The sequence below is a fragment of the Streptomyces globisporus genome, assembly GCF_003501885.1.
Lineage (GTDB): Bacteria > Actinomycetota > Actinomycetes > Streptomycetales > Streptomycetaceae > Streptomyces > Streptomyces globisporus_D.
The window spans coordinates 1-25,918 of record NZ_QWFA01000117.1 but is presented as its reverse complement, the minus strand read 5'-3'; the positions used below and the strand labels follow the sequence as shown (position 1 = coordinate 25,918).

The 25,918-nt window shown below is 71.8% G+C and carries 17 protein-coding genes and 2 pseudogenes; 7 read left to right on the top strand and 12 right to left on the bottom strand.

The genetic code is table 11. The annotated features are described in order from the left end of the window. The first annotated feature begins 153 nt into the window (after positions 1-153). Positions 154-2,610 (top strand): DNA gyrase/topoisomerase IV subunit A, encoded by a 2,457-nt coding sequence (locus D3105_RS21460; RefSeq protein ID WP_118904721.1) that lies wholly within the window; start codon positions 154-156, stop codon positions 2,608-2,610. Positions 2,611-2,665: 55 nt separating this feature from the next. On the opposite strand, the gene D3105_RS21455 is transcribed toward D3105_RS21460, so the two are convergent. Both D3105_RS21455 and D3105_RS21450 read right to left on the bottom strand, forming a co-directional pair. Beyond that, complete coding sequence (locus D3105_RS21455) at positions 2,666-3,793, bottom strand: CobW family GTP-binding protein (RefSeq protein WP_118904720.1); 1,128 nt, start codon at positions 3,791-3,793, stop codon at positions 2,666-2,668. Between the two features lie 23 nt (positions 3,794-3,816). Beyond that, on the bottom strand, positions 3,817-4,971 hold the full coding sequence (locus D3105_RS21450) for a citrate synthase/methylcitrate synthase (protein ID WP_118904719.1): 1,155 nt from the start codon (positions 4,969-4,971) through the stop codon (positions 3,817-3,819). A gap of 111 nt (positions 4,972-5,082) precedes the next feature. Between D3105_RS21450 and D3105_RS21445 the strand changes: the two genes are divergently transcribed. Then, positions 5,083-6,330 carry a citrate synthase gene (locus D3105_RS21445; protein WP_118904718.1) on the top strand — a complete coding sequence of 416 codons (1,248 nt, stop codon included), beginning with the start codon at positions 5,083-5,085 and terminating at the stop codon, positions 6,328-6,330. Between the two features lie 74 nt (positions 6,331-6,404). Here the strand turns inward: D3105_RS21445 and D3105_RS21440 are convergent, their stop codons facing one another. Then, the gene (locus D3105_RS21440; protein WP_118904717.1) at positions 6,405-7,424 is read right to left on the bottom strand and encodes a LacI family DNA-binding transcriptional regulator; all 1,020 of its coding nucleotides are present in this window, start codon (positions 7,422-7,424) and stop codon (positions 6,405-6,407) included. A gap of 196 nt (positions 7,425-7,620) precedes the next feature. Here D3105_RS21440 and D3105_RS21435 point away from each other — a divergent pair, with 196 nt between their 5' ends. After that, positions 7,621-9,303, top strand: a complete 1,683-nt coding sequence (locus D3105_RS21435) for an ATP-binding protein (RefSeq protein WP_118904716.1) — start codon at positions 7,621-7,623, stop codon at positions 9,301-9,303. Then, a complete protein-coding gene (locus D3105_RS21430) occupies positions 9,300-9,974 on the top strand; it encodes a DUF7342 family protein (RefSeq protein WP_118904715.1) in 675 nt (224 codons plus the stop codon). Before D3105_RS21435 ends, D3105_RS21430 begins: the two co-directional genes overlap by 4 nt. A 26-nt stretch (positions 9,975-10,000) precedes the next feature. Here the strand turns inward: D3105_RS21430 and D3105_RS21425 are convergent, their stop codons facing one another. The 3 genes from D3105_RS21425 to D3105_RS21415 form a co-directional block, all read right to left on the bottom strand. Then, a complete protein-coding gene (locus D3105_RS21425) occupies positions 10,001-11,593 on the bottom strand; it encodes a solute symporter family protein (protein WP_118904714.1) in 1,593 nt (530 codons plus the stop codon). Then, positions 11,590-12,033, bottom strand: a complete 444-nt coding sequence (locus tag D3105_RS21420) for a DUF485 domain-containing protein (RefSeq protein ID WP_118904713.1) — start codon at positions 12,031-12,033, stop codon at positions 11,590-11,592. The genes D3105_RS21425 and D3105_RS21420 overlap by 4 nt, the downstream gene beginning before the upstream one ends. Positions 12,034-12,275: 242 nt before the next feature. Next, positions 12,276-14,402: a DNA gyrase/topoisomerase IV subunit B gene (locus tag D3105_RS21415; protein ID WP_118904712.1), complete on the bottom strand. Its 2,127-nt coding sequence runs from the start codon at positions 14,400-14,402 to the stop codon at positions 12,276-12,278. Between the two features lie 447 nt (positions 14,403-14,849). Between D3105_RS21415 and D3105_RS21410 the strand changes: the two genes are divergently transcribed. Continuing rightward, positions 14,850-15,083 (top strand): DUF7455 domain-containing protein, encoded by a 234-nt coding sequence (locus D3105_RS21410; protein ID WP_006128079.1) that lies wholly within the window; start codon positions 14,850-14,852, stop codon positions 15,081-15,083. Between the two features lie 178 nt (positions 15,084-15,261). On the opposite strand, the gene D3105_RS21405 is transcribed toward D3105_RS21410, so the two are convergent. The 6 genes from D3105_RS21405 to D3105_RS21380 all read right to left on the bottom strand — a co-directional run bounded on the left by D3105_RS21405 (position 15,262) and on the right by D3105_RS21380 (position 23,340). Beyond that, positions 15,262-16,092 (bottom strand): S1 family peptidase, encoded by an 831-nt coding sequence (locus D3105_RS21405; protein ID WP_118904711.1) that lies wholly within the window; start codon positions 16,090-16,092, stop codon positions 15,262-15,264. Between the two features lie 164 nt (positions 16,093-16,256). Beyond that, positions 16,257-17,804, bottom strand: coding sequence for an RNA polymerase sigma factor (locus D3105_RS21400; protein ID WP_118904710.1), 1,548 nt, complete (start codon positions 17,802-17,804; stop codon positions 16,257-16,259). 320 nt (positions 17,805-18,124) lie between these two features. Continuing rightward, positions 18,125-19,012 (bottom strand): FadR/GntR family transcriptional regulator, encoded by an 888-nt coding sequence (locus D3105_RS21395; protein ID WP_165891057.1) that lies wholly within the window; start codon positions 19,010-19,012, stop codon positions 18,125-18,127. Between the two features lie 160 nt (positions 19,013-19,172). After that, positions 19,173-20,906, bottom strand: coding sequence for an ATP-binding cassette domain-containing protein (locus D3105_RS21390; RefSeq protein ID WP_118904708.1), 1,734 nt, complete (start codon positions 20,904-20,906; stop codon positions 19,173-19,175). A gap of 145 nt (positions 20,907-21,051) precedes the next feature. Continuing rightward, on the bottom strand, positions 21,052-21,810 hold the full coding sequence (locus tag D3105_RS21385; protein ID WP_118904707.1) for an NUDIX hydrolase: 759 nt from the start codon (positions 21,808-21,810) through the stop codon (positions 21,052-21,054). 135 nt (positions 21,811-21,945) lie between these two features. Further along, positions 21,946-23,340 (bottom strand): DUF4192 domain-containing protein, encoded by a 1,395-nt coding sequence (locus tag D3105_RS21380; protein ID WP_118904706.1) that lies wholly within the window; start codon positions 23,338-23,340, stop codon positions 21,946-21,948. 110 nt (positions 23,341-23,450) lie between these two features. Between D3105_RS21380 and D3105_RS21375 the strand changes: the two are divergent. Continuing rightward, positions 23,451-25,326 (top strand): annotated as a pseudogene (locus D3105_RS21375) (helicase-related protein). 214 nt (positions 25,327-25,540) lie between these two features. Continuing rightward, a pseudogene (locus D3105_RS21370) lies at positions 25,541-25,918 on the top strand (hypothetical protein); the annotation flags it as partial.

Sequence of the window (25,918 nt, the reverse complement as noted above, 5' to 3'; positions counted from 1 at the left end):
GGCGGCTTCGGACCGTCCTCCGGACAGGCCTTCGGACGGGTCGAGGTCGGCGTTGTCAGTGGGGCGGTCCACAATGGACCGCGTCAGCAGCACGTGTTGTCCCGAACAAGCTCAGGTCGCCCGAACAGAATCCGTGAAGGAGTCGCAGCCGCGATGGCCCGCCGTAGCACGAAGACCCCGCCGCCGGACGACTTCGAGGAGAAGATCCTCGACATCGACGTCGTCGACGAAATGCAGGGCTCCTTCCTCGAGTACGCGTACTCGGTGATCTACTCCAGGGCCCTGCCCGACGCCCGCGACGGCATGAAGCCGGTGCACCGCCGCATCGTGTCCCAGATGAACGAGATGGGACTGCGCCCCGACCGCGGCTATGTGAAGTGCGCCCGGGTCGTCGGCGAGGTCATGGGCAAGCTGCACCCGCACGGCGACGCCTCGATCTACGACGCCCTGGTCCGCATGGCCCAGCCGTTCTCGATGCGCCTCCCCCTGGTCGACGGCCACGGCAACTTCGGATCCCTCGGCAACGACGACCCGCCGGCCGCCATGCGGTACACCGAGTGCCGGATGGCGGATGCCACGTCGTTGATGACCGAGGCGATCGACGAGGACACCGTCGATTTCCAGTCGAACTACGACGGCCAGGAGCGCGAGCCGGTCGTCCTCCCCGCCGCCTACCCCAACCTCCTGGTCAACGGCGTCTCCGGGATCGCCGTGGGCATGGCCACCAACATGCCCCCGCACAATCTGGGCGAGGTCATCGCCGCCGCCCGGCACCTGATCAAGCACCCGGGCGCCGATGTCGAGACGCTGATGCGCTTCGTCCCGGGACCCGACCTGCCCACCGGCGGCCGCATCGTCGGGCTCACCGGCATCAAGGACGCGTACACCGCGGGCCGCGGCTCGTTCAAGATCCGCGCCACCGTCTCCGTGGAGAACGTGACCGCCCGCCGCAAGGGCCTCGTCGTCACCGAACTGCCCTTCACCGTCGGCCCGGAGAAGGTGATCGCCAAGATCAAGGACCTGGTCTCGGCGAAGAAGCTCCAGGGCATCGCCGACGTCAAGGACCTCACCGACCGGGCGCACGGGCTGCGTCTCGTCATCGAGGTGAAGAACGGCTTCGTGCCGGAAGCGGTGCTGGAGCAGCTCTACAAGCTGACGCCGATGGAGGAGTCCTTCGGCATCAACAACGTGGCGCTGGTCGACGGCCAGCCGCTCACCCTGGGCCTCAAGGAGCTGCTGGAGGTCTATCTCGACCACCGCTTCGAGGTCGTGCGCCGGCGCAGCGAGTTCCGCCGCACCAAGCGGCGCGACCGGCTGCACCTGGTCGAGGGTCTGATCGTCGCCCTCCTCGACATCGACGAGGTCATCCGGATCATCCGGGACAGCGACAACTCCGCGCAGGCGAAGGAGCGCCTGATGGCGCACTTCTCGCTGAGCGAGATCCAGACGCAGTACATCCTGGACACCCCGCTGCGCCGCCTCACCCGCTTCGACCGGATCGAGCTGGAGAGCGAGCGCGACAAGCTGAACGGCGAGATCGAGGCGCTGACCGCGATCCTGGAGTCGGACGCGGAGCTGCGCAAGCTGGTCTCCTCGGAGCTGGCGGCCGTGGCGAAGAAGTTCGGCACGGACCGGCGCACGGTGCTGCTGGAGTCGGCCGGTTCGCAGATCGCGTCCGTGCCGCTGGAGGTGGCGGACGACCCGTGCCGGGTGCTGCTCTCCTCCACGGGCCTGCTGGCCCGGACGGCGAACGCGGAGCCGGTCGAGATCTCGGAGGACGCCCGGCGGACCAAGCACGACGTGATCGTGTCGGCGGTGGCGGCGACGGCCCGGGGCGATGTCGGGGCGGTCACGTCGACCGGCCGGCTGCTGCGGCTCTCGGTGATCGACCTGCCGCAGCTGCCGGACACGCACGCGGAGCCGAATCTCTCGGGCGGGGCGCAGATCTCCGAGTTCCTCACGCTGGAGGCGGGCGAGGAGCTGATCTGCCTCACGACGCTCGGGGAGGACTCTCCGGGTCTCGCGATCGGCACGCTCCAGGGCGTGGTGAAGCGCGTCGTGCCGGACTACCCGGCCAACAAGGACGAGTTGGAGGTCATCACCCTCAAGGACGGTGACCGCATCGTGGGCGCGACCGAGCTGCGGACGGGCGAGGAGGATCTGGTGTTCATCACCTCCGACGCCCAGTTGCTCCGCTACCCGGCGGGCTCGGTGCGTCCGCAGGGACGGCCCGCCGGAGGTATGGCGGGCGTCAAGCTGGCGGCCGGGGCCGAGGTGCTGTCGTTCACGGCGGTGGACCCGGCGGCCGAGGCGGTCGTGTTCACAGTGGCCGGCTCGCACGGCACGCTGGACGATTCGGTGCTGACGTCCAAGCTCACCCCGTTCGACCAGTATCCGCGCAAGGGCCGGGCGACCGGCGGGGTGCGCTGCCAGCGGTTCCTGAAGGGCGAGGACGTCCTGGTGTTCGCCTGGGCGGGTCCCACCCCGGCACGGGCCGCCCAGAAGAACGGCACCCCGGCGAAGCTGCCGGAGCCGGACCCGAGGCGGGACGGTTCGGGCACGCCGCTGCTGGAGAAGGTGGCCGTGATCGCGGGACCGCCGCTGTACTGACGCCGCCGTACCGCAGACGCCGGTTTTCGTACGGTGGGAAGCGGCCGCAGGGGCGTTACGCCTCCGCGGCCGCTTCCTGCATCTCGGCCTCCGCCTCCGCGTCCCCTTCACGGGCGGGCTCCGGTACGTAGCGGAGCACGCCCCACATGGCGCGTTCGGTGTCCGGGGCGTCGGGCTCCGGCTCCGCGCGGCAGGCGGCCAGCCCCTCGTGCAGCGCCGCGGCGTCGATGCCCGCGCCGATCATGACGAGCTGGGTCAGACGCTGTTCGCCGCGCGCCCACGGCCGGGGAGCGAAGCGCAGGAACCGGCCGACCGCATGCAGGGCGTAGCTGTTGTCCCGGTCCCCCGAGCCGAAGTCGACGAACCCCTTGATCCGGTAGAGCCCTTCGGGCCGGGAGTCGAGGAAGGCCATGAAGCGGCGTGGGTCCATCGGCACGTCGGCGGTGAAGTCGACGCTCTCGTACGCCGCGTGGAGGTGGTCGGCGTGCCCGTCGCGCTCCTCGTGCTCGTCGCACTCCTCCTGACGCAGCAGGTCCTCAAAGCTCAGTTGACCCGCCATCTCCTCGCCGTCCGGCCGCAGCGCGGGGTCGAAGAGCAGCTCGGGGTCGATCCGGCCGTGCTCGGCGGAGATCACGGCGGCGGGGCCGCTCAGCTCCGCGACCGTCGCCCGCAGCCGCTCCCGTTCGGTCTCCCCCACCCGGTCGGTCTTGTTCAGGACGACGAGGTCGGCGACCGCCAGATGGCGGTCGAGCTCGGGGTGCCGCTGCCGGGTGGCGTCGAACTCCGCCGCGTCGACGACCTCGACGAGGCCCCCGTACAGGATGTGCGGGTTGTCGCTCGCCAGCAGCATGCGGACGAGTTCCTGGGGTTCGGCCAGTCCGCTCGCCTCGATGACGATCACGTCCAGCCGGGCGGACGGCCGGGTCAGCGTCTCCAGGAAGGTGTCGAGTTCGCTCGCGTCCACGGCGCAGCACAGGCAGCCGTTGCCCAGCGAGACCGTCGAGCCGACCTGCCCCGAGACGGTCATGGCGTCGATCTCGATGGCCCCGAAGTCGTTGACGATCACGCCGATCCGGGTGCCCGCCCGGTTGCGGAGCAGGTGGTTCAGGAGCGTGGTCTTGCCGGAGCCGAGGAAGCCCGCCAGGACGACGACCGGGATCTGCGGAGTACGGGGCGGGGTCAACGGGGGCCTTCCTGGGGGCGTCGTCAGGGTGCCGGGACCGGCTGCGGCGGGGGTGCGCCGACGTAGCGGGCCGCCGGGCGGATGATCTTCGAGTCCTCCGCCTGCTCCAGGATATTGGCGCTCCAGCCGATCACCCGCGCCGCACAGAAGGTGGGGGTGAACATCGCGCGCGGCAGCCCGCACAGTTCCATGACCACCCCGGCGTAGAACTCCACGTTGGTGTGCAGCTCCCGGCCCGGCTTGAGGTCGGCCAGGATCGCCTGGACCTGGGCCTCCACCTCCACGGCGAAGTCGACGAGCGGACCGCCGAAGCCCTGGGCGATCGACTTGAGCATCCGGGAGCGCGGGTCCTCGGTGCGGTAGACGGGGTGGCCGAAGCCCATGATGCGGCGGCCGGAGAGGACCTGTTCGCGGATCCAGCCGTCGATCCGGTCCGGGGTGCCGATGGCGTCCAGGGTGTCCAGGGCCCGGCTGGGGGCTCCGCCGTGCAGCGGTCCGGAGAGCGCGCCGACCGCCGCCACCAGGCAGGCGGCCAGGTCGGCTCCGGTGGAGGCGACGACGCGGGCGGTGAAGGTGGAGGCGTTGAAGCCGTGGTCGACGGTCGAGACGAGGTACTGCTCGACCGCCCCGGCCTCGTCGGGTCCGGGCTCCGAACCGGTCAGCATGTACAGGTAGTTCGCGGCGTGCGGCAGGTCCGCGCGGGGTGCGACCGGCTCCAGTCCCTGGCCCAGGCGGTGGAGGGCGGTCAGGATCGTGGGCACGGCCGCGCAGACGGCGAGCGCGTCCTCGCGTCGGCGCCCGGCGTCGATGTCGTACACCGGGCGGAAGCCGGCCGAGGCGCCGAGCAGGGAGAGCGCGGTGCGGAGTCCCGCGAGGGGCCCCGAGACGGCGCTCGCGCGGGCGATGGCGGGCAGGGCCTCGGTCACGTCGGCGGGGAGCGTGCGCAGGCTCGCCGTGCGGGCCGCGAAGTCGGCGGCCGCGGCCCGGTCGGGCAGCTCCCCGTGGAACATCAGGTACCACACGTCCTCGAAGCCGCGGGTCTGCGCCAGCTCGATCGCCGAGTACTGGCGGTAGTGGTAGAAGCCTTCGCGGCCGCGGACGTCACCGAGGGCGGTGTCGGTGACGACGACACCGGCGAGGCCACGGGGGACGGCGGGGGCGACGGGGGTGGTGGTCATGGCTGCTCTCTCCTCCGTGCATGCAACATTGATTCGACTGTCCACGCTTGACTGAAGATCTGTCAATGTTGATTGAATCAATGTCGGCGCGGGGTGGATACGGTGGTTTCCATGACGGATCAACCAGAGCCCGAGCATGGCAACGCACCCCGGCTCACCACCCGGCAGGCGGCCGAGCTGCTCGGCGTGAAGCCGGAGACGGTGTACGCCTACGTCAGCCGGGGCCAGCTGAGCAGCGTGCGGGGCGCAGGGGGCCGGGGCAGCACGTTCGACGCCGAGGAGGTCCGGGCGCTGGCGCGGCGTTCGGGGCGCCGGGACCCGTCCCCGGCCGGGGGCGATCTCGCCTTCCGGACCGGCATCACGCTCATCGAGGGCGAGCGCTGCTACTTCCGCGGGGTCGACGCGACGGAGCTGGCCCGGCACTACGGCTACGAGGAGGTCGCCGAGTGGCTGTGGACGGGTGAGCTGCGCCCCGGCGCCCGGTTCGCCGCGCCCGCCGGGACCCTAGCGGCGGCCCGCAGGACGGTCGAGGCGCTGCCCGCGCACAGCGGGTCGACGGACCGGCTGCGGGTGGCGGTGACTGCTGCCGCGGCCACGGATCCGCTGCGGTTCGACCTGGCACCGGAGGCGGTGCTGAACAGCGCGCGGGGGCTGATCCCGACGCTGGTGGGCGCGTTGCCGATGCTGGGCGGCCCGGCGGCCGAAGGGGGTTCGCTGGCGGCGGAGCTGTGGTCGCGGCTCACCGCGGAGCCGGCCGACGCGCCTTCCCTCGCCGTGCTGGACGCGGCCCTGGCGCTCCTGATCGACCACGACCTGGCGGCCTCCACCCTGGCCGCCCGGGTCGCCGCCTCCGCGCGGGCCCATCCGTACGCCGTGGTCTCGGCGGGCCTCGGCGTGCTGGAGGGGCCGCTGCACGGTGCCGCGAGCGGCCTGGCGCACCGGCTGCTGCGGGAAGCGGTGGACCGGGGCAGCGCGGTCCCCGTGGTCGCCGACCATCTGCGGACCGGGCGGCGGGTGCCCGGCCTGGGCCACCGGATCTACCGGGGCGAGGACCCCCGGGCGACCGTCCTCTTCGAGCTGCTGGCGAAGGTGCCGCGGGCGGCCGAGGCGCTGGCGGCGGCCCGTGAGGTGGTGGCCACGACGGCGCGGCACGCTCCGCTGCACGCCAACATCGACCTGGCGCTGGCCGTCCTGTCGGTCTCCCGGGGCATGGCGGCGGACGCGGGCGAGACCGTGTTCGCGGTGTCCCGTACGGCGGGCTGGATCGCCCACGCGCTGGAGGAGTACGGGGAGCGCCCGCTCCGCATCCGGCCGAGCGGGCAGTACACCGGGCCCCGGCCCCCGCAGCCGCTCCCCTGACCGGACTCCGGTTCTCCTGCTCCAGGACTCCAGGTCCGGACCAAGGGCCCCAGGGAGCGCAAATTAGCTACCGATCACAGGGAATTCTCGCGCGGCGGCTGGGCGGTGGATCCGCGCACCACCAGCTCCGGCTCGAAGAGCAGCTCGTCCGAGGGCACGGCCCGCCCGCCGATCTGCACCGAGAGCAGCTCCACGGCCGCTCGCCCCATGGCCTCGATGGGCTGGCGGACGGTGGTCAGGGGCGGCTCGGTGCAGTTCATGAAGGCCGAGTCGTCGTAGCCGACGACCGAGACGTCACCGGGCACCGAGAGCCCCCGGCGGCGAACGGCACGGACAGCGCCCAGCGCCAGCGGGTCGCTGGCGCAGATGATGCCGGTGACACCCCGCTCCAGCAGCCGGGTCGCGGCGGCCTGCCCTCCCTCCAGCGAGAACATGGCCCGGGCCACCCACTCGTCGGGGATGGTCGTGCCGGTCTCCTCGGCGAGCACCCGGGCGGCGGCGAGCTTGCGCTGCGAGGGCACGTGGTCGGACGGTCCGAGGACGAGTCCGATGCGCTCGTGGCCGAGCGAGACGAGGTGACGCCAGGCCTGCTCGACGGCGACGGAGTCGTCGCAGGAGACGCCGGGGAAACCGAGGTGTTCGATGGCCGCGTTGATCAGCACGACGGGGATCTTGCGGTCGGCGAGCACCTTGTAGTGGTCGTGCGGGGCGTCGGCCTGGTGGTAGAGACCGCCCGCGAAGACCACACCGGAGACCTGCTGCTGGAGGAGCAGCTCGACGTAGTCGGCCTCGGAGACGCCGCCCTTGGTCTGGGTGCAGAGCACCGGGGTCAGCCCCTGCTGGGCGAGCGCGCCGCCGACCACTTCGGCGAAGGCCGGGAAGATCGGGTTCTGCAGCTCCGGCAGGACCAGGCCGACCAGCCGGGCCCGTTCGCCGCGCAGCTGGGTCGGGCGCTCGTAGCCGAGGACGTCCAGCGCGGAGAGGACGGCCTGCCGGGTGGCGTCGGAGACGCCCGGCTTGCCGTTCAGCACCCGGCTGACCGTCGCCTCGCTGACTCCCACCTTCTGGGCCACTTGAGCAAGTCGTCGCGTCATGAGCGCAAGATTAGCGCAAGCAACGCAAGAAGATTGCGTCGATGGCGAACTCCCCGGGAACGCTCACGGAGGCTGCGCTGAAACGCTCACAGACGCGGCGGCCGGAGGCAAGGGGTACGCGGACCGGACGCCTGAATTCCTGGGCTCCGCGCGACGAGATTTCCGCCCCGGCCCCCCGGCCCTTACCGTCTCTACGATGAACGCCCCACCGACCCCCGGCCGGGGACCGCGCCGGTTCGGCTGGCCCCAGCGGGTCTTCTCCCAGGTCCTGCTGATGCAGCTGGCCATCATCACCGGTGTGACGGTCCTGGTCACCGGCCTCTTCCTGGCCCCGCTCAGCGAGCAGCTGGACGACCAGGCGATGCGCCGCGCCCTGGCCATCGCCCAGTCCACCGCCGCCGACCCGGACATCGTGGCGAACCTGAGCAGCACGGACCCGTCGGACGGGGGCCCGGTCCAGTCGGCAGCCGAGCGGGTCAGGCGGGCGACCGGCGCGGAGTACGTCGTCGTCATGAACCAGCGCGGGGTGCGCTGGTCGCATCCCGATACCCACCGGATCGGCGCCATCGTCTCCACCGACCCCGGGGAGGCGCTGCGCGGCCGTGAGGTGATGGAGATCGACAGCGGCACCCTCGGCCGCTCGGCGCGGGGCAAGGTGCCGTTGTTCGGCCCGTCCGGCGAGGTGCTCGGCGCGGTGTCGGTCGGCATCGCGTACGACAGCGTCCGCGCCCGGCTCCTCGCGGCGATCCCGGGGCTGCTCGCGTACGCGGGCGGGGCCCTGGCCGTCGGGGCGCTCGCCGCGTATCTGATATCCCGCAGGTTGCAGCGCCAGACCCATGACCTGGCGTTCTCCGACATCTCCGCGCTGCTGACCGAACGCGAGGCCATGCTGCACGGCATCCGCGAAGGGGTCGTCGCCCTCGACGGGGCCGGCCGCGTCCGGCTGCTGAACGACGAGGCTCAGCGGCTGCTGGGGCTGGGCCCGGAGGCGGCGGGCCGCCCGCTGGAGGAGGTGCTGGGCGACGGGAGGACCACGGAGGTGCTGGCCGGGCGGGTGGTCGGCGACGACCTGCTGGCGGTACGGGGCAGCCGGGTGCTGCTGGCCAACCGGATGCCCACGGACGACGGCGGAGCCGTGGTGACCCTGCGCGACCGGACCGAGCTGGAGCACCTGGGCCGTGAGCTCGACTCCACCACGGGGCTGATCGACGCCCTGCGCGCCCAGGACCACGAGCACGCGAACCGGCTGCACACCCTGCTGGGACTGCTGGAGCTGGAGATGCACGAGGACGCGATGGAGTTCGTGACCGAGGTGGTCGGCGTGCACCGGGCGACGGCCGAGCAGGTCACGGAGAAGGTCCAGGACCCGCTGCTGGCCGCCCTCCTCGTCGGCAAGACGACCGTCGCCGCCGAGCGCGGTGTCTCGCTGCGGCTGGCTCCCGGCACGCTGCTGCCGGACCGGGTGGTCGATCCCCGGGGTCTGGTGACGGTCGTGGGCAACCTCGTCGACAACGCCACGGACGCGGCGGCCGGATCGGACGGGGCGCGGATCGAGATCGGCCTGCGGGCCGAGGGCCGTACGGTGATCCTGGGGGTGCGCGACAGCGGCCCCGGCGTCCCGGAGGACCAGCACGCGTCGATCTTCACGGAGGGCTGGTCCACCAAGGCCGTCCCGGCGCACGGCAAACGCGGTCTCGGGCTCGCCCTCGTACGGCGGCTCGCGGAGCGCCAGGGAGGCAGTGTGACGGTGTCCGGGGCGGACGGCGGCGGCGCGATGTTCACGGTCGTGCTGCCGGAGGCGCTGGCGGAGCCCGCCGCGGACTCCCCGGACGGTACGCCGCACCCCAGGCATCCGGCGACGACGGGAGAGCAGCGGTGATCGAGGTCCTGATCGTCGACGACGACGTGCGGGTGGCGCAGATCAACGCGGCGTACGTCGCCAAGGTCCCCGGCTTCCGGGTGGCCGCGCAGGCCCACTCGGCGGCCGAGGCGCTGGCGACGATCGAGGAGTTCCCGGTCGGCCTGATCCTGCTGGACCACTATCTGCCCGACCGCAACGGCCTCGCCGTCGTCCGGGAGCTGCGCCGCCTCGGCCATCAGGTCGACGTGATCATGGTGACGGCCGCCCGGGACGTCGCGACCGTGCAGGAGGCGATGCGGCACGGTGCGCTCCAGTACCTGGTGAAGCCGTTCACGTACGCCGGTCTGCGCGCGAAGCTGGAGGCGTACGCGGCGCTGCGGCAGACGCTCGACGGGGGCGGGGAGGCCGAGCAGGCGGAGGTGGACCGGCTCTTCGGCGCGCTGTGGGCGGCGGGCGAGCCGGCCCTCCCCAAGGGCCATTCCCCCACCACCGCCGAGCTGGTCCGGAGGGCCCTGCGCGGCGCCGACGGGCCGCTCTCCGCGCAGGAGATCGCCGACAGCGCGGGGATGAGTCGGCAGACGGCCCAGCGCTATCTGAAGCTCCTTGAGCGCACCGGCAAGGTCCGGCTGACCCTGCGGTACGGCGAGACGGGCCGCCCGGAACACCGGTACGCCTGGGCCGCGGGCTGAGCCCACGGCCCGGGGCCCCGCACGCCTTACGCCGCCCCGGCCCCCGTCAGCGCCCTGACCTCGGCCTCGGCGTGCTTGGCCTCGTCGGGCGGCTCGGGCGAGGTGACCGTACCGATCCAGCCGGCCAGGAAGCCGAGCGGGATCGAGACCAGGCCCGGGTTCTCCAGGGGGAAGAGCTGGAAGTCGACGCCGGGGAACAGGGACGTCGGGCTGCCCGAGACGACGGGTGAGACCAGCACGAGGACGACCGCCGGGACCAGGCCGCCGTAGACCGCCCAGACCGCGCCCCGGGTGGTGAAGTTGCGCCAGAACAGCGAGTAGAGCAGGACCGGAAGGTTCGCGGAGGCGGCCACGGCGAAGGCGAGGCCCACCAGGAAGGCGACGTTGAGGTCCTGTGCGAGCAGCCCGAGACCGATCGCGACCGCACCGATCCCGGCGGCGGCGGTACGCGCCACGGCGACCTCGCTGCGCTTCTTGCGCCCGGGGCGGCGGAGCGAGGCGTAGAGGTCGTGGGCGACCGAGGCGGACGAGGCGAGCGTGATCCCCGCGACGACGGCCAGGATGGTGGCGAAGGCGATGGCGGCGACCACCGCGAAAAGAATCGTTCCACCGGTGGAGCCCTCGCCGCCACCCAGATCGAGCGCCAGCAGCGGGATCGCGGTGTTGCCCGCCGCGTTCGACGCGCGGACCTCGGAGGAGCCGACGAGGGCGGCGGCGCCGAACCCGAGCACGATCGTCATCAGGTAGAAGCTGCCGATCAGGCCGATGGACCAGACGACGGACCGGCGCGCGGCGCGGGCGGTGGGCACGGTGTAGAAGCGCGACAGGATGTGCGGCAGTCCCGCCGTGCCGAGGACCAGGGCCACGCCCAGGCTGATGAAGTCGAAGCGCGAGGTCCAGTCCCCGCCGTACCGCAGGCCGGGGGCGAGGAAGTCCTTGCCGTGACCGCTGCGTTCGGCGGCGGTGTTGAGCAGACTGTTGATGTTCCCGTGGAAGTGGACCAGGACGAGCACGGTGAGGGCGAGGGCTCCGGCCATCAGCAGGACTGCCTTGACGATCTGGATCCAGGTGGTGGCGCGCATACCGCCGAAGGACACGTAGATCACCATGAGCGCGCCGACCCCGACCACGGTCCAGGACCGGGCCGCGTCGCTCGTCCCGCCGAGCAGCAGGGCCACCAGGCTGCCCGCGCCGACCATCTGGGCGACCAGGTACAGCACGGAGACGGTGACGGACGAGGTGCCGACGGCGGTACGCACCGGACGCTCCGCCATCCGCGCGGCGACCACGTCGGCCAGCGTGAACCGGCCGCAGTTGCGGACGAGTTCGGCGACGAGCAGCAGAACGACCAGCCAGGCGACGAGGAAGCCGACGGAATAGAGCATGCCGTCGTAGCCGAAGAGGGCGATCAGCCCGGAGATGCCGAGGAAGGAGGCCGCCGACATGTAGTCGCCGGCGATGGCGAATCCGTTCTCTATGGGCGAGAACAGGCGTCCGCCGACGTAGAACTCCTCGGCGGAGCCCTGCCGGTTGCGGCCGACCCAGGTGGTGATGAAGAGCGTCACCGCGATGAACGCGCTGAACAGCAGCAGGGCGAGGGTCTGGTGGTCTCCTTTCACCGTCCGAGCCCTCTCGTCATCTCCTGGGTGTCCCAGCGCAGATCGAGCGCCGCCCGGTCCCTGCGCAGCCGTGCGTGACGTGCGTACGCCCACGTGAGCAGGAACGTGGTGAGGAACTGCCCGAGCCCCGCCACCATCGCGACGTTCACCGCTCCGGCGACCGGGCGGGCCATCAGGGCGGGGGCGGTGGTCGCGGCGACGACGTAGGCGAGATACCAGAGCAGGAAGGCGAGGGCGGCGGGGGCCACGAAGCGGCGGTAGCGGCGACGCACCTCGCGGAAGGCGTCGCTGCGGTGCACCTCCAGATAGATGTCGGCCGCGCTGGGCCGGGGGCCGGGTGCCGCCGCACCGGACGCGTCGAGGGGCGCGACACCTCCCGTACCGTCCTGGTCGCCCCGGCCGGGGGCCGGCACGTCGTCCCACGGGTCGTCGAGCCGCACTCCCGCGGTCTCCGGCCCTGCTTCCTTCTCCACCGAACAACTCCCCTGATCCGCCGACCTTTTCGGCCGCACGGTCAACGATGGGCGGTTCGGGAGGATCCTCGGCGCGTGATTCGCCCGACTTCACCCCTTCAGGTGACAGATATCCCGGACGGCTGCGCGCTTGCCCGGCAGGGCCCCGGGAAACGGGCGCGGCCCCCGCTCCGGCGGGACCGGGGCGGGGGCCGTGCTGTGGACCGGGGTCAGGCGTCGATGCGCGAGCGGTCCAGGGTGGCGGCGGAGCTGGTGATGAACTCCTTGCGGGGCGCGACCTCGTTGCCCATCAGCAGGTCGAAGACCTGCTCGGAGGATTCCAGGTCGCCGATGTTGATGCGCCGCAGCGTGCGGTGGCGCGGGTCCATCGTCGTCTCGGCCAGCTGGTCGGCGTCCATCTCGCCGAGGCCCTTGTAGCGCTGGATCGATTCCTTGATCCGGACGTTCTTGCGCTGGAGCTCCAGGAGGGTCTGGCGCAGTTCGTTGTCGGAGTAGGTGTAGACGTACTTGTCCTGGCCCTTCTTGGGCTGGACCAGCTCGATCCGGTGCAGCGGGGGCACCGCGGCGAAGACCCGTCCCGCCTCGACCATCGGGCGCATGTAGCGCTGGAAGAGGGTCAGCAGCAGGGTGCGGATGTGGGAGCCGTCGACATCGGCGTCGGTCATCATGATGACCTTGCCGTAGCGGGCGGCGTCGATGTCGAAGGTCCGCCCGGAGCCGGCTCCTATGACCTGGATGATCGCGCCGCACTCGGCGTTCTTCAGCATGTCGGAGACGGACGACTTCTGGACGTTGAGGATCTTGCCGCGGATCGGCAGAAGCGCCTGGAACTCGCTGTTCCGGGCCAGCTTGGCGGTGCCGAGCGCCGAGTCCCCCTCGACGATGAACAGCTCGCTGCGGTCGACGTCGTCGCTGCGGCAGTCGGCGAGCTTGGCGGGCAGCGAGGAGGACTCCAGCGCGGTCTTGCGGCGCTGGGCGTCCTTGTGCTGCCGGGCCGCGATCCGGGTGCGGGCGGCGGCCACGGCCTTCTCCAGCACCGCCCGGGCCTGCGCCTTGGCGTCCCGCTTCGTCGAGGTCAGGAACGCCTTGAGCTCCTTGGCGACCACGCCCGCGACGATCCGGTTGGCCGCCGAGGTGCCGAGCACCTCCTTGGTCTGCCCCTCGAACTGCGGCTCGGCGAGCCGCACGGTGACGACGGCGGTGAGCCCTTCGAGGGCGTCGTCCTTGACGATGTCGTCCTCGGCGACCCGCAGCATCTTGGCGGAGCGGAGCGCCTCGTTCACCGTCTTGGTCAGGGAGCGCTCGAACCCGGTGACGTGGGTTCCGCCCTTGGGGGTGGCGATGATGTTCACGAACGACCGTACGGTCGTGTCGTAGCCGGTGCCCCAGCGCAGGGCGATGTCGACGGCGAGCTCGCGGGTGACCTCGGTGGCGGTCATGTGGCCGCGGTCGTCGAGGACCGGGACGGTCTCCTTGAAGGTGCCCGTGCCGCTGAGCCGCTGGACGTCACAGACGGCCTTGTCCTGGGCCAGGTACTCGCAGAACTCGCTGATGCCGCCGTCGAAGCGGAACGTCTCCTCCGTCTTGCCCTCGCCGTCGAGCCCCCGCTCGTCGCGGACGATGATCGTGAGGCCGGGGACGAGGAAGGCGGTCTGGCGGGCCCGCTGGTGGAGCGTCTCCAGGTTGAGCTTGGCGTCCTTGAGGAAGATCTGCCGGTCCGCCCAGTACCGCACCCGGGTACCGGTACGGGTCTTGGGGACGCGCTTGCCCTTGCGCAGGCCGTTGGCCGGATCGAACGGGCTGTCCGGCCCCTGCTCGGTGAACATGCCGGGGACGCCGCGCCGGAAGCTGATGGAGTGGGTCGCGCTGCTGCGGTCGACCTCGACGTCCAGGCGGGAGGAGAGGGCGTTGACCACGGAGGCGCCGACGCCGTGGAGACCGCCCGAGGCCGCGTAGGAGCCGCCGCCGAACTTGCCTCCGGCGTGCAGCTTGGTCATGACGACCTCGACGCCGGAGAGTCCCGTCTTGGGCTCGACGTCGACCGGGATGCCACGGCCGTTGTCCCGGACCTCGACGGAGGCGTCGTCGTGGAGGATGACCTCGATCTGGTCGCAGTGGCCGCCGAGGGCCTCGTCGACGGAGTTGTCGATGATCTCCCAGAGGCAGTGCATCAGGCCACGGCTGTCGGTGGACCCGATGTACATGCCGGGGCGCTTGCGGACCGCCTCGAGACCTTCGAGGACGAGGAGGTGCCGCGCGGTGTAGTTGGAGCTGTCCCGGTCGCCTCCTGCTGCGGCCAGCATCGCGGTGGACGGCACGGACGTTTCGGCGGTCACGCGGTTCGCTCCTCGCTGAATTTCATCTGGGGCCCCCGTGGGTGTCGGGCTGGGCGTCGGTTGCCGCTGAGAGCCTACAGAGGCCTGGTAGAGCGGTTGTAACGCCACCCTCGGGGAATCCTCATGCTAGTCGAGCTTCATCCGGGCTCGCATAGATGTTCGATCATTCGTTGGAGTGACGTGCACATCACGTTCCCTTCGACGCATGAACCATTTAGGCTCCGGGCACGTCCTCATGAACAAACCGGCAAGCCGGCCGGCGGGACCCACCCCCAAGACAAGCAATGCGAAACCGTAGCGCTCCGCATACGGCACATTCGCCGCCAACCGGCAACAGACAGCCACACCGAGAAGAAGTTTCGAAGAAAAGCCACGAGCGGGAACGTTTTCGGCCTGGTTGGATGTTGACCCTGGTACGACAGCTCGTCGAGCTAGAGAAGAGGCGACGTGACTACTGTTCTGACCCCCGCGAGCCCGCTGACCGCGGCAGACCGCTGTGACCGTTGCGGCGCCCAGGCATATCTGCGCGTCGTCCTGATCAGCGGCGGTGAACTGCTCTTCTGCGCCCACCACGGGCGCAAGTTCGAGCCGGAACTCAAGAAGATCGCCGCGGAAATACAGGATGAGACGGATCGGCTCACCGCCGTACAGACGGCTGCTGCCGACGAGGACCAACACTGACACCTCGCAACCACGACGAGCCAGGGGCTGGTCCAGGACCGGCCGACGGGCGGCTCCCCCACAGGGGGGAGCCGCCCGTTCTCGTCGTGAGGCCGGTACGTGGGCCCGTGCGGCACGGATGCGGCCGCGGGGCCTGGCGTACGGGAATCCGAGCCGCCTGGAGGCGGCTCGGAGTCACTCAGATGCGGCCCGCGGCCCATTCCGGGGCCGCGGAGACCCGGGTGTACACCCCGGGGCTGCCCGGACGCCCGCAGCCGCTGCCCCAGGAGACCAGGCCGATGAGCCGCCCACGGGCCACCAGCGGCCCGCCGCTGTCGCCCTGGCACGCGTCCCGGCCCCCTGCGGGCTCGCCCGCACAGAGCATCGCCGAGGCCTTGTACGTACCCTCCCTGCCGCCCGGGTAGGCCCGCGCGCAGTCGCCGTCCGGGAGGACCTGGACCCGGGCGGAGCGCAGCACGGAGGCGTAGGTGCCACTGCCCGTCGTATCGCCCCAGCCGTAGACGTCCGCGGCGGTCCCGGCCCGGTAGGCGGCGTCCCCGCTCCTGGCCATCGGGATGGTCGCGCCCTTCGGCAGGGCGCGGGACAGGGTCAGCACCGCGAGGTCGCCCGCGTTGGAGACCGGGTCGTAGGCCGGGTTCACCCAGATGCGCCGGACCGGGATCTCCCGGCCGCCGGATTCGCTCAGCCGCTCCCGGCCGGCGATGACGAGGAGGTCCTTCACCCGCTTCGCCGGTCCGCCGAGCGCCTCGTCACTCAGACAGTGGGCGGCTGTCAGGATCTTCGTGGGAGCCACGGCCACACCGCCGCAGAACTGCCCGGAGCGCGCGCTTCCGAACCGGTCCCGGCTCGACAGCGCCACGACCCAGGGGCTGTCCGCCACGGGGGCGGGCTGTCCGCCGACGACGATGCTCTCCGCGACCGCATCGGAGGGCGCGGCGAGCGGCAGCACGGCCGCGGCGGCGGTCAGGGCGAGCGCCCCGGTCAGGACACGGACGACGGGAGGGGGCATGGAGGCTCCTGACACTGAGATGACAAACCGTTTCACCCAGCGTGATCCAGGCAGTCCGTCTCCGGCCCCGGAGACACGCCGGAGGGCCCGGATCCCCTGGGGGTTCCGGGCCCTCGGCCGGTGAATCTTCGGCGCTCCGCCCCTGGGCGGGCCGCCGCCGCGCTCTAGTCCAGGTAGTCGCGGAGCACCTGGGAGCGCGACGGGTGCCGGAGCTTCGACATCGTCTTCGACTCGATCTGACGGATGCGCTCACGCGTCACGCCGTAGACCTTGCCGATCTCGTCGAGCGTCTTCGGCTGACCGTCGGTGAGGCCGAAGCGCATCGAGACCACGCCGGCCTCACGCTCGGAGAGCGTGTCGAGCACCGAGTGGAGCTGCTCCTGGAGGAGCGTGAAGCTGACCGCGTCCGCCGGGACGACCGCCTCGGAGTCCTCGATCAGGTCACCGAACTCGCTGTCGCCGTCCTCGCCGAGCGGGGTGTGCAGCGAGATCGGCTCGCGGCCGTACTTCTGGACCTCGATGACCTTCTCGGGGGTCATGTCGAGCTCCTTGGCCAGCTCCTCCGGGGTGGGCTCGCGGCCCAGGTCCTGGAGCATCTGGCGCTGCACACGCGCGAGCTTGTTGATGACCTCGACCATGTGCACCGGGATACGGATGGTGCGGGCCTGGTCGGCCATCGCGCGGGTGATCGCCTGACGGATCCACCAGGTGGCGTACGTGGAGAACTTGTAGCCCTTGGTGTAGTCGAACTTCTCGACCGCGCGGATCAGACCGAGGTTGCCCTCCTGGATCAGGTCCAGGAAGAGCATGCCGCGGCCGGTGTAGCGCTTGGCCAGGGAGACCACCAGACGGAGGTTGGCCTCCAGGAGGTGGTTCTTGGCCCGGCGGCCGTCCTCGGCGATGATCTCCAGCTCGCGCTTGAGCTTCGGTGCGAGCTTGTCGGCGTTCGCCAGCTTGTCCTCGGCGAAGAGACCGGCCTCGATGCGCTTGGCGAGCTCGACCTCCTGCTCGGCGTTGAGGAGGGGAACCTTGCCGATCTGCTTCAGGTAGTCCTTGACCGGGTCGGCGGTGGCGCCGGCGACGGCGACCTGCTGCGCAGGTGCGTCGTCCTCGTCGTCGTCGGAGAGGACGAAGCCCTTGTTCTCGCCCTCGCCCTCCTCTTCCTCGCCCTTGCCGGCCTTGACCTCCTCGACCGGCTCATCGCCGTCGAGGAGCTCCTCGTCCTGCTTGCCGGACTTCTTCGCGGCGGTCTTCTTGGCCGCCGTCTTCTTCACGGCTGTTTTCTTGGCTGCGGTCTTCTTGGCCGCCGCCTTCTTCGCCGGAGCGGCCGCGACGGCGTCGTCGGCCACCGCGTCCGCACTCTCGGCCGCCGGGGCGGCGGTGGCCGCGACGGTCCTGGTCACGGTGGTCTTCGCCGCGACGGTCTTGGTGGCGGTGCGCTTGACCGGGCTCTTCGCTGCGACGCTCTTGCGGGCGCGCTTCGGCGACTCCGCGGCACTGACCATCAGCGTCACACCCTCTTCCTCGAGGATCTGGTTGAGGCTGCGCAGAACGTTCTTCCACTGGGTTGGCGGAATCTGGTCAGCCTCGAAGGCCCGACGCACGTCATCGCCGGCGATCTGCCCATCAGCCTTTCCCCGCTCGATGAGCGCCATCACAGATTCGGACTCGGCGATCTCCGGCGGGAGCGTACGGGATGTGCTGGCCGACACGAACAACCTCTCGGAACGATGGAAACGGCTTCCGGCCCTGCCCTGGAGGGGGCTGGAACCGACGACCGCCGACTGGGGATGTCGTCGACGGCGCGGGCTTGGCCTCAGAACTGAAACAGCGCGCCCCAGGGCTGCTGTATTCCTTCCGCTGCGCTCACCTCTTAAGTCATCGCGCTGCTTCGAGGAGTGTTACGGCCAATCCGCGTGGCCCGAGTCACACCCCATTTGCGGCGTACGGGACCAAAGGTTGCATCCCCTTCCATTGTGCCGCCGGACGCGTGCGGCCCGGCGGCATCGGGCCCGCGGTCCCGCCGCCCCGATCAGTGCTCGCGCGGCGCGGGAACCACTCGTTCGACGTCGGGATGGACGACGAGCAGTTGACGCATGGCGGTCTCGGCGGCTCCGGCGTCGCCCGATGCCAGGGCCTCGGCGATACGTGCGTGGTGGGCGAGCGAGGTCTCGCCGGGACGGTCACAGCCGGTGACGGGACCGCCGGAGACATGGAGGGCGGCCGAGACGATGCCGGAAAGGTGCTCGAGCATCCGGTTGCCCGCTGCCTGGATGAGCAGCGCGTGGAACTCGGCGTCGGCGCGGGAGAAGGTGATCGCGTCCCCCTGCCCCATCGCGTGCCCCATGATCTCGACCATGTCGGCGAGCCGCTGCTGAATGTCCTCCCGGCCGTGCCCGGCCGCGAGGCGGGCCGCGAGCGGTTCGATGGTCCAGCGGAGCTCGGCCAGCTCACGGCGCTGGTCGTCCCGCTGCGGCCCGAAGGCGCGCCATTCGATGATGTCGGGATCCAGCAGGTTCCAGTCACTGACCGGGCGGACCCGTGTCCCCACATTGGGTCGCGCGCTGACCAGCCCCTTGGCTTCGAGGACGCGCAGGGATTCACGGACGACGGTGCGGGAGACCTCGAACCGCTGGCCGATCTCCTCGGGCACGAGGGGGCGGTCCGCGCCGAGGTCACCGGAAACGATCATCTGGCCCAGCTGCTGGACGAGTTGGCCGTGGAGACCGCGCCCCCGGCTGGCCGAGCCCCGTCGGCTCGCCCGTCCCAGCTCGGAATCGGCGCCGCCCCAGGCCCGGGTCGCGGCACGCTCGCCGGCCGGCGTCTCCGGATAGGGATAGCGGTCGAGTTCGCCCGAGCCGGCCAGGCCGGAATCGGCGGTGCGGGCGGCGGTCATCATGGTGTGCGCAAGGGTACTCACGCATCCTTTGTCGGCGCGGCTCGCTCACCCCTTGAGGTCTTTGGTGAAAAGCACACGAAAGGGTGATCGGCGCCCGCTCCGCAATTGACGCCATATCGGCACAAACCAGTCATTTTTCAGGGAGTTGCGGCCGCCTCCCCTCGGCGCGGGGCGACGGCGATCACCAACGCGCCTTTCCTCGAAGGCTGGTGAACAGATACGCGCAGATCAGGGCCGACAACGACAGGGTGAGCGCGGTCCCGACGGGCTGCGCCACCACCCGTGCCACGGCGAGGATCCAGTGGTCCGCCTCCTGCGGTAGCTGCCACCCGGCCAGTTCACGCAGCCGCCCCGGGAGCCCGGCGACCGAACGCGCGGACGGCACCGCGAAGATCTTCCGCACCAGCGGAACGACGAGCACCGGTACGGCCAGCACCGCGGCGATACCCGCACCGGCCACCCGGAAGACGCCGGCGGCCAGCAGTCCCGCCCAGGCGCAGCCGACTGTCAGACCGGCCCAACTCGCGCCCAGCGCGCAGGCGTTCGAAGGGACCTCGATCAAGTCCGGCCCGTACACGAGCCGGAGGCCCTGCGCTCCGCACACCACGGTGAGGGCCGCGAGCAGCAGGGCGAAGCCCGCGGTCACGGCGAGCTTGGCCAGCAGCAGCCCGAGCCGCCGGGGCACGGTGCCGCGAGCGGCGGCGAGCGCGGGATAGCGGAACTCGTCCCCGAAGGACAGCGCCCCGAGCAGGCCCGCGCCGAGGGCGGCGGGAGGGAGCGGCAGCAGAGCGGGCCAGGCGGCGAGCACGCGGGGGAGGGCGGTGCCGTCGGCACGGGCGAGCAGGACGGACATCGCGGCCGACACGACGAGAACGGCCGCCATGATCATGGTCGTTGTCCGGACGCCGAGGGAGCGGCGCAGTTCGTACCGGAGGGGGCGCAGCGGGCCGCGCGCAGGTCGCACCCGGATCGGGGGCGGCAGCTCGGACAGGGCGGCGGCCGCGTGGTCCCGCTCCGCTCCCCCGGCCGCCGGGCCGGCGGGTCCGGTGTCGCCGATCTCGTCGGCGAGCTGGTGCACGGGGACGCCGTGCCGGTAGGCGGTGTCGCCGATCTCCGCGCAGTTGCTGCCGTACACCGTCAGCCGGCCGCTCGCCTCCTCGACCACCTCGACCGAGCGCTGCGCCGCCCGGGCCTCCCGGCTGACGACGGCCGCCAGCCGGGCCGCGTGCGGGGTGCGGACGGCGACGCGGGCCCGGAGCCGGGTACGGGCGAAGTCGGCGACGTCCTGGTCGGCGACGAGGCGCCCACCACCGATGGTGACGACGCGATCGGCGGTGCGGGCCGCCTCCTTGGGGTCGCCGGTGGCGTACAGGACCGTGCCGCCCTGGGCCGCGTGCGCGCGCAGCAGCCCGTACAGCCAGCTGTTCTCCCGTGGGGAAAGACCGTCCGCCGGTTCGTCCAGGATCAGGGTGTGCGGGTCTCCCAGCAGCGCGGAGGCGAGGCCGAGGCGGCGGTCCATCCCCACCGACAGGGCCCCCAGGCGCTGGTCCCCGAGCCCGGCGAGACCGACGACCTCCAGCACCTCGTCGGCCCGGGTGGCGGGCACGCCCGCGGCCGCGCACAGCATCCGGAGCTGCCCCCGGGCGGTCCGGGAGGGGTGGCCCGGTACGTCGCCGAGCAGCACGCCCACTTCCCGCGCCGGGTGGGCGATGCGGTGCAGCGGTCGCCCCCGGAAGTAGGCGACGCCCCGCCCGGCGTCCAGTTCGAGCATCAGCCGCAGGGCCGTGGTCCTGCCCGAGCCGGGGGCGCCCAGCAGGGCGGTGACCCGGCCGGGAGGAGCCTCGAAGGTCAGATCGTTCACGGCGGGCGGAGCGTCGCGACGGGGGGTGCTGGTGAGTCCGATGGCCTGAAGCATCGCTTCTCTCGCGTCTCTCGCGGACGGTGAGACCGCTCGGCGGCAAGGGGGTACCGCAGCAACATAACGCGACATTTCAGACTTTTGGTGCAGGGGCGGGTCGACGGGCGTTCCGCGGGACCGACTCGGGGGAACGCCCGGGGACTCAGACCTCGGGGCGCAGCATCGGCGGGTTGAGCACCGTGGCCGCCCCGGCCCGGAAGAGCTGCGCGGGCCGTCCGCCCTGCCGTGTGGTCGTCCCGCCGGACGGCACCAGGAATCCCGGCGTCCCGGTGACCTTGCGGTGGAAGTTACGGGGATCGAGGACCACGCCCCACACCGCTTCGTACACCCGGCGCAGCTCGCCGACCGTGAACTCGGGCGGGCAGAACGCCGTGGCCAGCGAGGAGTATTCGATCTTGGAGCGAGCCCGCTCCACCCCGTCGGCCAGGATCCGCGCGTGATCGAAGGCCAGTGGCGCCGCCTGCTCGCCCTCCCGCCCGGTGCCGGGGTGCAGCAGATCCTCGACCGGCGCCCAGCGCGCGCTGTTGGCGTCACCGCCGGCCCGGGGCGCGGGCAGGTCCGGCGCGAGGGCGAGGTGAGCGACGCTGACCACCCGCATCCGGGGGTCGCGCGCCGGGTCGCCGTAGGTGGCCAGCTGCTCCAGATGTGCGCCGTTGCCCACGGTCGGTTTCGCGGGATCGTGCGCGCAGAGGCCGGTTTCCTCGACGAGCTCGCGCGCTGCCGCGGAGCCCAGGTCCTCGTCCAGCCTGACGAAACCCCCGGGCAGCGCCCATCGGCCCTGGAACGGGGTCTCTCCGCGACGGACGACCAGCGCGCAGAGCGCGTGGCGGCGCACCGTGAGCACGACCAGGTCGACGGTGACTGCGAAGGGCGGGAAGGTCGACGGGTCGTAGGGCGGCATGCCGCGATCATAGTCGTCTGCCTGACGATAAACACTCCCTTCAGCACGCTCGTGATCAGCCCGGGTGACACCGTTCCGGAATCGCCGGGGTGGGAAGCACCACGGCATGGCCGTAAGGACTGGTCGACGGGACGGTCAGTCATGTCGCCGCGCCCTGCTGCCGCGTCGGCCGTACCGCCGGGCCTCGTGCGTCCGCCGCCCGGCCGCCGGGATCCGGGGACGGGTCGAGCCGGGTGACGCCTTCCGCCGCTCGGGGCCCGGAGGCCGGAGAGCGCGAGCCCGCCGCCGACCGCCCTCGGGCAGCCGGCGGACCTTGCGGACGTGCGGAGGGGTGGCGCCCCGGTCGGTGCCGGACCCCGCCACCGCCTCCCCCGCTTCGGCGTCGGCGCCCGGCTGCTCCTCGTCGGCGTCGGCCGCCTCCCGCAGACAACGGCGCAGGGCCTCGGGATCGAGCCCTTCGTTGCAGGCCCGGTGCAGCAGTTGGGCGAACGTGTAGTCCGGGTCGGCGCGCAGCGCCAGCGACAGGGCGACCCGGGCGCCGGGCTCGTCGCCCGTGGACCAGGAGACCCAGCCGGCCAGGGTGAGCGGAGCTGCGGCGTGCTCCCGGTACGGTCCGACGCAGCGCCGTGCCAGCGTCCGCCACAACCGGAGGGCTGACTGGGCTTCCGGCCCCTCCATCCAGGCGGCGGCCTTGTCCCGGGTCTGGCGGTCCTGGAGCCCGAGGATGACGGCGGCGGCCTCGTCGGAACCGATCAACTGGTCGTCCCCGGCGTCCGAGAGCGCGGGTGGCGCGGGCTGTGCCTCCTCGATCCGGTCCATGAGCCTGCGCGCCAGCCCGAGGGTCTCCGTCGCGACCTCCCGCCTGGCCCGCTCGTCGAGAAGCCTCGGCAGCAGCGCCGGTCCGGCCGAGTCCAGGGCCTTCTCCTGCGCCCGCACGGCTGCCGGGGTTCGCCAGGGCTGGAGCCGTGCCTCCATGTCGCGCAGCGTGCCCCTCACGTGGACGCCCGCGTAGGTGGCGGCCGCGGCCATCACCGTCGTACCGGGCATGGCCAGGAGATTTCCCTGGTCGGGGCAGCACCGCGGGTCGGGACAGCAGTAGGACCAGTAGCGGCCGTCGGAGATGCAGAGCGCTTCGAGGACGGGAACGTCGAGTGCTCCGCACGCCGTGCGCAGACGTTGCGCGAACGGCCGGAGCCGCTCCATGGTCAGCCGGCCGCTCGAACCGTCCGGGGAGTCCTGGCAGAGGAAGATCACGATCGCGTCGGGCCGTCCTTCGCGACGCTCGCTCCCCGAGACCAGGCACTCCGCGAGCTGGTCGGCGACCGGCCCCCATTCGCCGGGCGCCTGCGGAATTCCGAGGCGGAGCCGGCCGCCGAACCGGCCCTGGCCGCCGTGCAGGGCCACCATCACGACGCTGTCGTTGGGGTAGAAGCCCATGAGATACGGGAGGGCGTCGGCGAGGTCGGCGGGGCCGCGCAGGGTGATCTGCTGCTCCCCGGCGGGGCCGGTGGATTCGTGGTGCTTGTTCATGGCTCGACGGTCCCGCGAGCCGACGGATCCCGCGACCCCTGTGGATAACGTTATCCACAGGCTGGCCCGCCCGTTCGCGGTTTGTCGTAGTCATCGGGTTGCATGGGGGCATGACCAACGCAGACCGTGCAGCGCTCAGGGCTTCGGCCGATTCCGTCCTCGCCCGCCTCGTGGGCGACGACAGCGGTACGGCCGTGCTGCGTGAGGACCAGTGGGTGGCCATCGAGGCGCTCGTCGGGTCGCGGCGGCGGCCCGGGCCGGGATCAGCGCCCGCACGATCAATTCGTCCAACACCGAGGAGTGGGAGAGCGTCCAGGCCGAGGTGGCGGCGGGCGAGGTCGACGTCCTGCTGGTGAGCCCCGAGCGGCTCAACAACCCCGACTTCCGCGACCAGGTGCTGCCGAAGCTGGCGGCGGCGACCGGGCTCCTGGTGGTCGACGAGGCCCACTGCATCTCCGACTGGGGGCATGACTTCCGGCCCGACTACCGGCGCCTGCGGACGATGCTCGCGGATCTGCCGACCGGGGTCCCGGTGCTCGCCACCACCGCCACTGCCAACGCCCGGGTGACAGCGGATGTCGCGGAGCAGCTGGGCACCGGCGCCGGCACGGACGCGCTGGTGCTGGTCCTGCTGGGGGCGACCATCTCGGCGAGCTTCCCGGTTCCGGCATCATCTATACGCTGACCGTGGCGGCGGCCGAGGAGATCACCGCCTATCTCCGCCAGAACGGGCACGCGGTGGCCTCGTACACCGGGCGGACCGAGAACGCCGACCGGCAGCAGGCCGAGGACGACCTCCTGGCGAACCGGGTCAAGGCCCTCGTCGCCACGTCCGCGCTGGGCATGGGATTCGACAAGCCCGACCTCGGCTTCGTCGTGCACCTGGGCTCACCCTCCTCCCCCATCGCCTACTACCAGCAGGTCGGGCGTGCGGGGCGCGGTGTGGAGCACGCCGAGGTGCTGCTGCTGCCCGGCAAGGAGGACGAGGCGATCTGGCAGTATTTCGCCTCCGTCGCCTTCCCTCCCGAGGAGCAGGTGCGGCGGACCCTGGACGTGCTGGCCCAGGCGGAGCGCCCGGTCTCGCTCCCCGCCCTGGAGCCCCTGGTCGATCTGCGCAGGACCCGGCTGGAGACGATGCTCAAGGTGCTGGACGTCGACGGTGCGGTGAAGCGCGTCAAGGGCGGCTGGATCTCCACGGGCGCCCCTTGGGTCTACGACGCCGAGCGGTACGCCTGGGTCGCCCGGCAGCGGGAGGCCGAGCAGCAGGCGATGCGCGACTACGCCTCGACGACGGCGTGCCGCATGGAGTTCCTGCGGCTGCGCCTGGACGACGAGGAGGCGGCGCCCTGCGGACGCTGTGACAACTGCGCGGGCGTCCGCTTCGACGACAAGGTCTCCACCGCCGCCCTGGACGGCGCGCGCCACGAGCTGGGCCGGCCACTGTCCTTCGCCGGCCGGGCGCTGGGCCGGCTCTCCGACATCGGCTGGGGCAACCGGCTGCGCCCGATGCTGGCGGCGCAGGCTCCGGATGCTCCGGTGCCGGACGATGTCACGGACGCCGTGGTCACCGTGCTCGCCGACTGGGCGAAGGGGCCGGGCGGTTGGGCCTCCGGATCGGCGGACGCGGCTCCCCGGCCGGTCGGTGTGGTGACCGTCGCCTCACGCCGCAGGCCGCAGTTGGTCCAGTCGCTCGGCCGGCGCATCTCCGAGATCGGCCGGATGCCCCTGCTCGGGACGGTCTCCTACGCACCGGGCTCCGAGGAGGTGCGGATGTCCCAGACCAACAGCGCACAGCGGGTACGGGCGTTGCACGAGTCCCTGGTCGTGGAGCCGGATCTGGCGGCGGCGTTGGCGGCGGCCGACGGCCCCGTTCTGCTGGTGGACGACCTGTCGGACACCGGCTGGACCCTGGCCGTGGCGGGACGCCTGCTGCGACGGGCCGGAGCCCAGGGGGTGTTTCCGCTGGTCCTCGCGGTTCAGGGGTGACAGGGGGAGTCATCCGGGCGGGTCTGGGCAGGGATATCAGTGTCATTCCGGCTGATTCCCGTCAGCCGCAGTAATTGCTCGTTGCCGCCTGCCGGTAGGCCGGGGAGAATTGGAAGCGCCCCCGCACAGTTCTCGTCGGGCCCGGAAGGGCTGTGCCGCGGCGCGCCCTCACTCGACCCTGCCCGCACCGTGGGCGCGTAGCGAAGGGAGGACCGTGACCTTCGGATTCGCCCCGTCCTCAGCCACGTCGACATCGGCATCCTCGGTTTCCGCCGACTCCGTCAACCGCCTTGCCCGCATGCTCGAACCGGCGGAGTGGGCCTCGGCTGGCATCCCCCTGCTGCGCAGCCCCCGAGAGGTCGTCAGCGGGCTGCACTCCCGCCACCGGCCGACTCCGGCCACCGCCGTGGTCGCGGTCCTGGATCATGAGGAACGGCTCACGGCGAGCGCCTCGTTCGCCCGCCGGTCCACGGCGGCCGCGGACGGCTGGGAGTTCCGCAACGCCCTGCTGGCGCAGCTGCGGCGGGTCATCCCCCACGATCTGCGCCGCCGTACGCCGGTCCGTACGGCCGTCCTTCTGTACTGCCGTGAA

Coding starts and splice junctions, on each gene's coding strand:
- D3105_RS21460 (WP_118904721.1), top strand. CDS start 154: ATGGCCCGCCGTAGCACGAAGACCCCGCCGCCGGACGACTTCGAGGAG.
- D3105_RS21450 (WP_118904719.1), bottom strand. CDS start 4,971: ATGACCACCACCCCCGTCGCCCCCGCCGTCCCCCGTGGCCTCGCCGGT.
- D3105_RS21445 (WP_118904718.1), top strand. CDS start 5,083: ATGACGGATCAACCAGAGCCCGAGCATGGCAACGCACCCCGGCTCACC.
- D3105_RS21440 (WP_118904717.1), bottom strand. CDS start 7,424: ATGACGCGACGACTTGCTCAAGTGGCCCAGAAGGTGGGAGTCAGCGAG.
- D3105_RS21435 (WP_118904716.1), top strand. CDS start 7,621: ATGAACGCCCCACCGACCCCCGGCCGGGGACCGCGCCGGTTCGGCTGG.
- D3105_RS21405 (WP_118904711.1), bottom strand. CDS start 16,092: ATGCCCCCTCCCGTCGTCCGTGTCCTGACCGGGGCGCTCGCCCTGACC.
- D3105_RS21390 (WP_118904708.1), bottom strand. CDS start 20,906: ATGCTTCAGGCCATCGGACTCACCAGCACCCCCCGTCGCGACGCTCCG.
- D3105_RS21385 (WP_118904707.1), bottom strand. CDS start 21,810: ATGCCGCCCTACGACCCGTCGACCTTCCCGCCCTTCGCAGTCACCGTC.
- D3105_RS21380 (WP_118904706.1), bottom strand. CDS start 23,340: ATGAACAAGCACCACGAATCCACCGGCCCCGCCGGGGAGCAGCAGATC.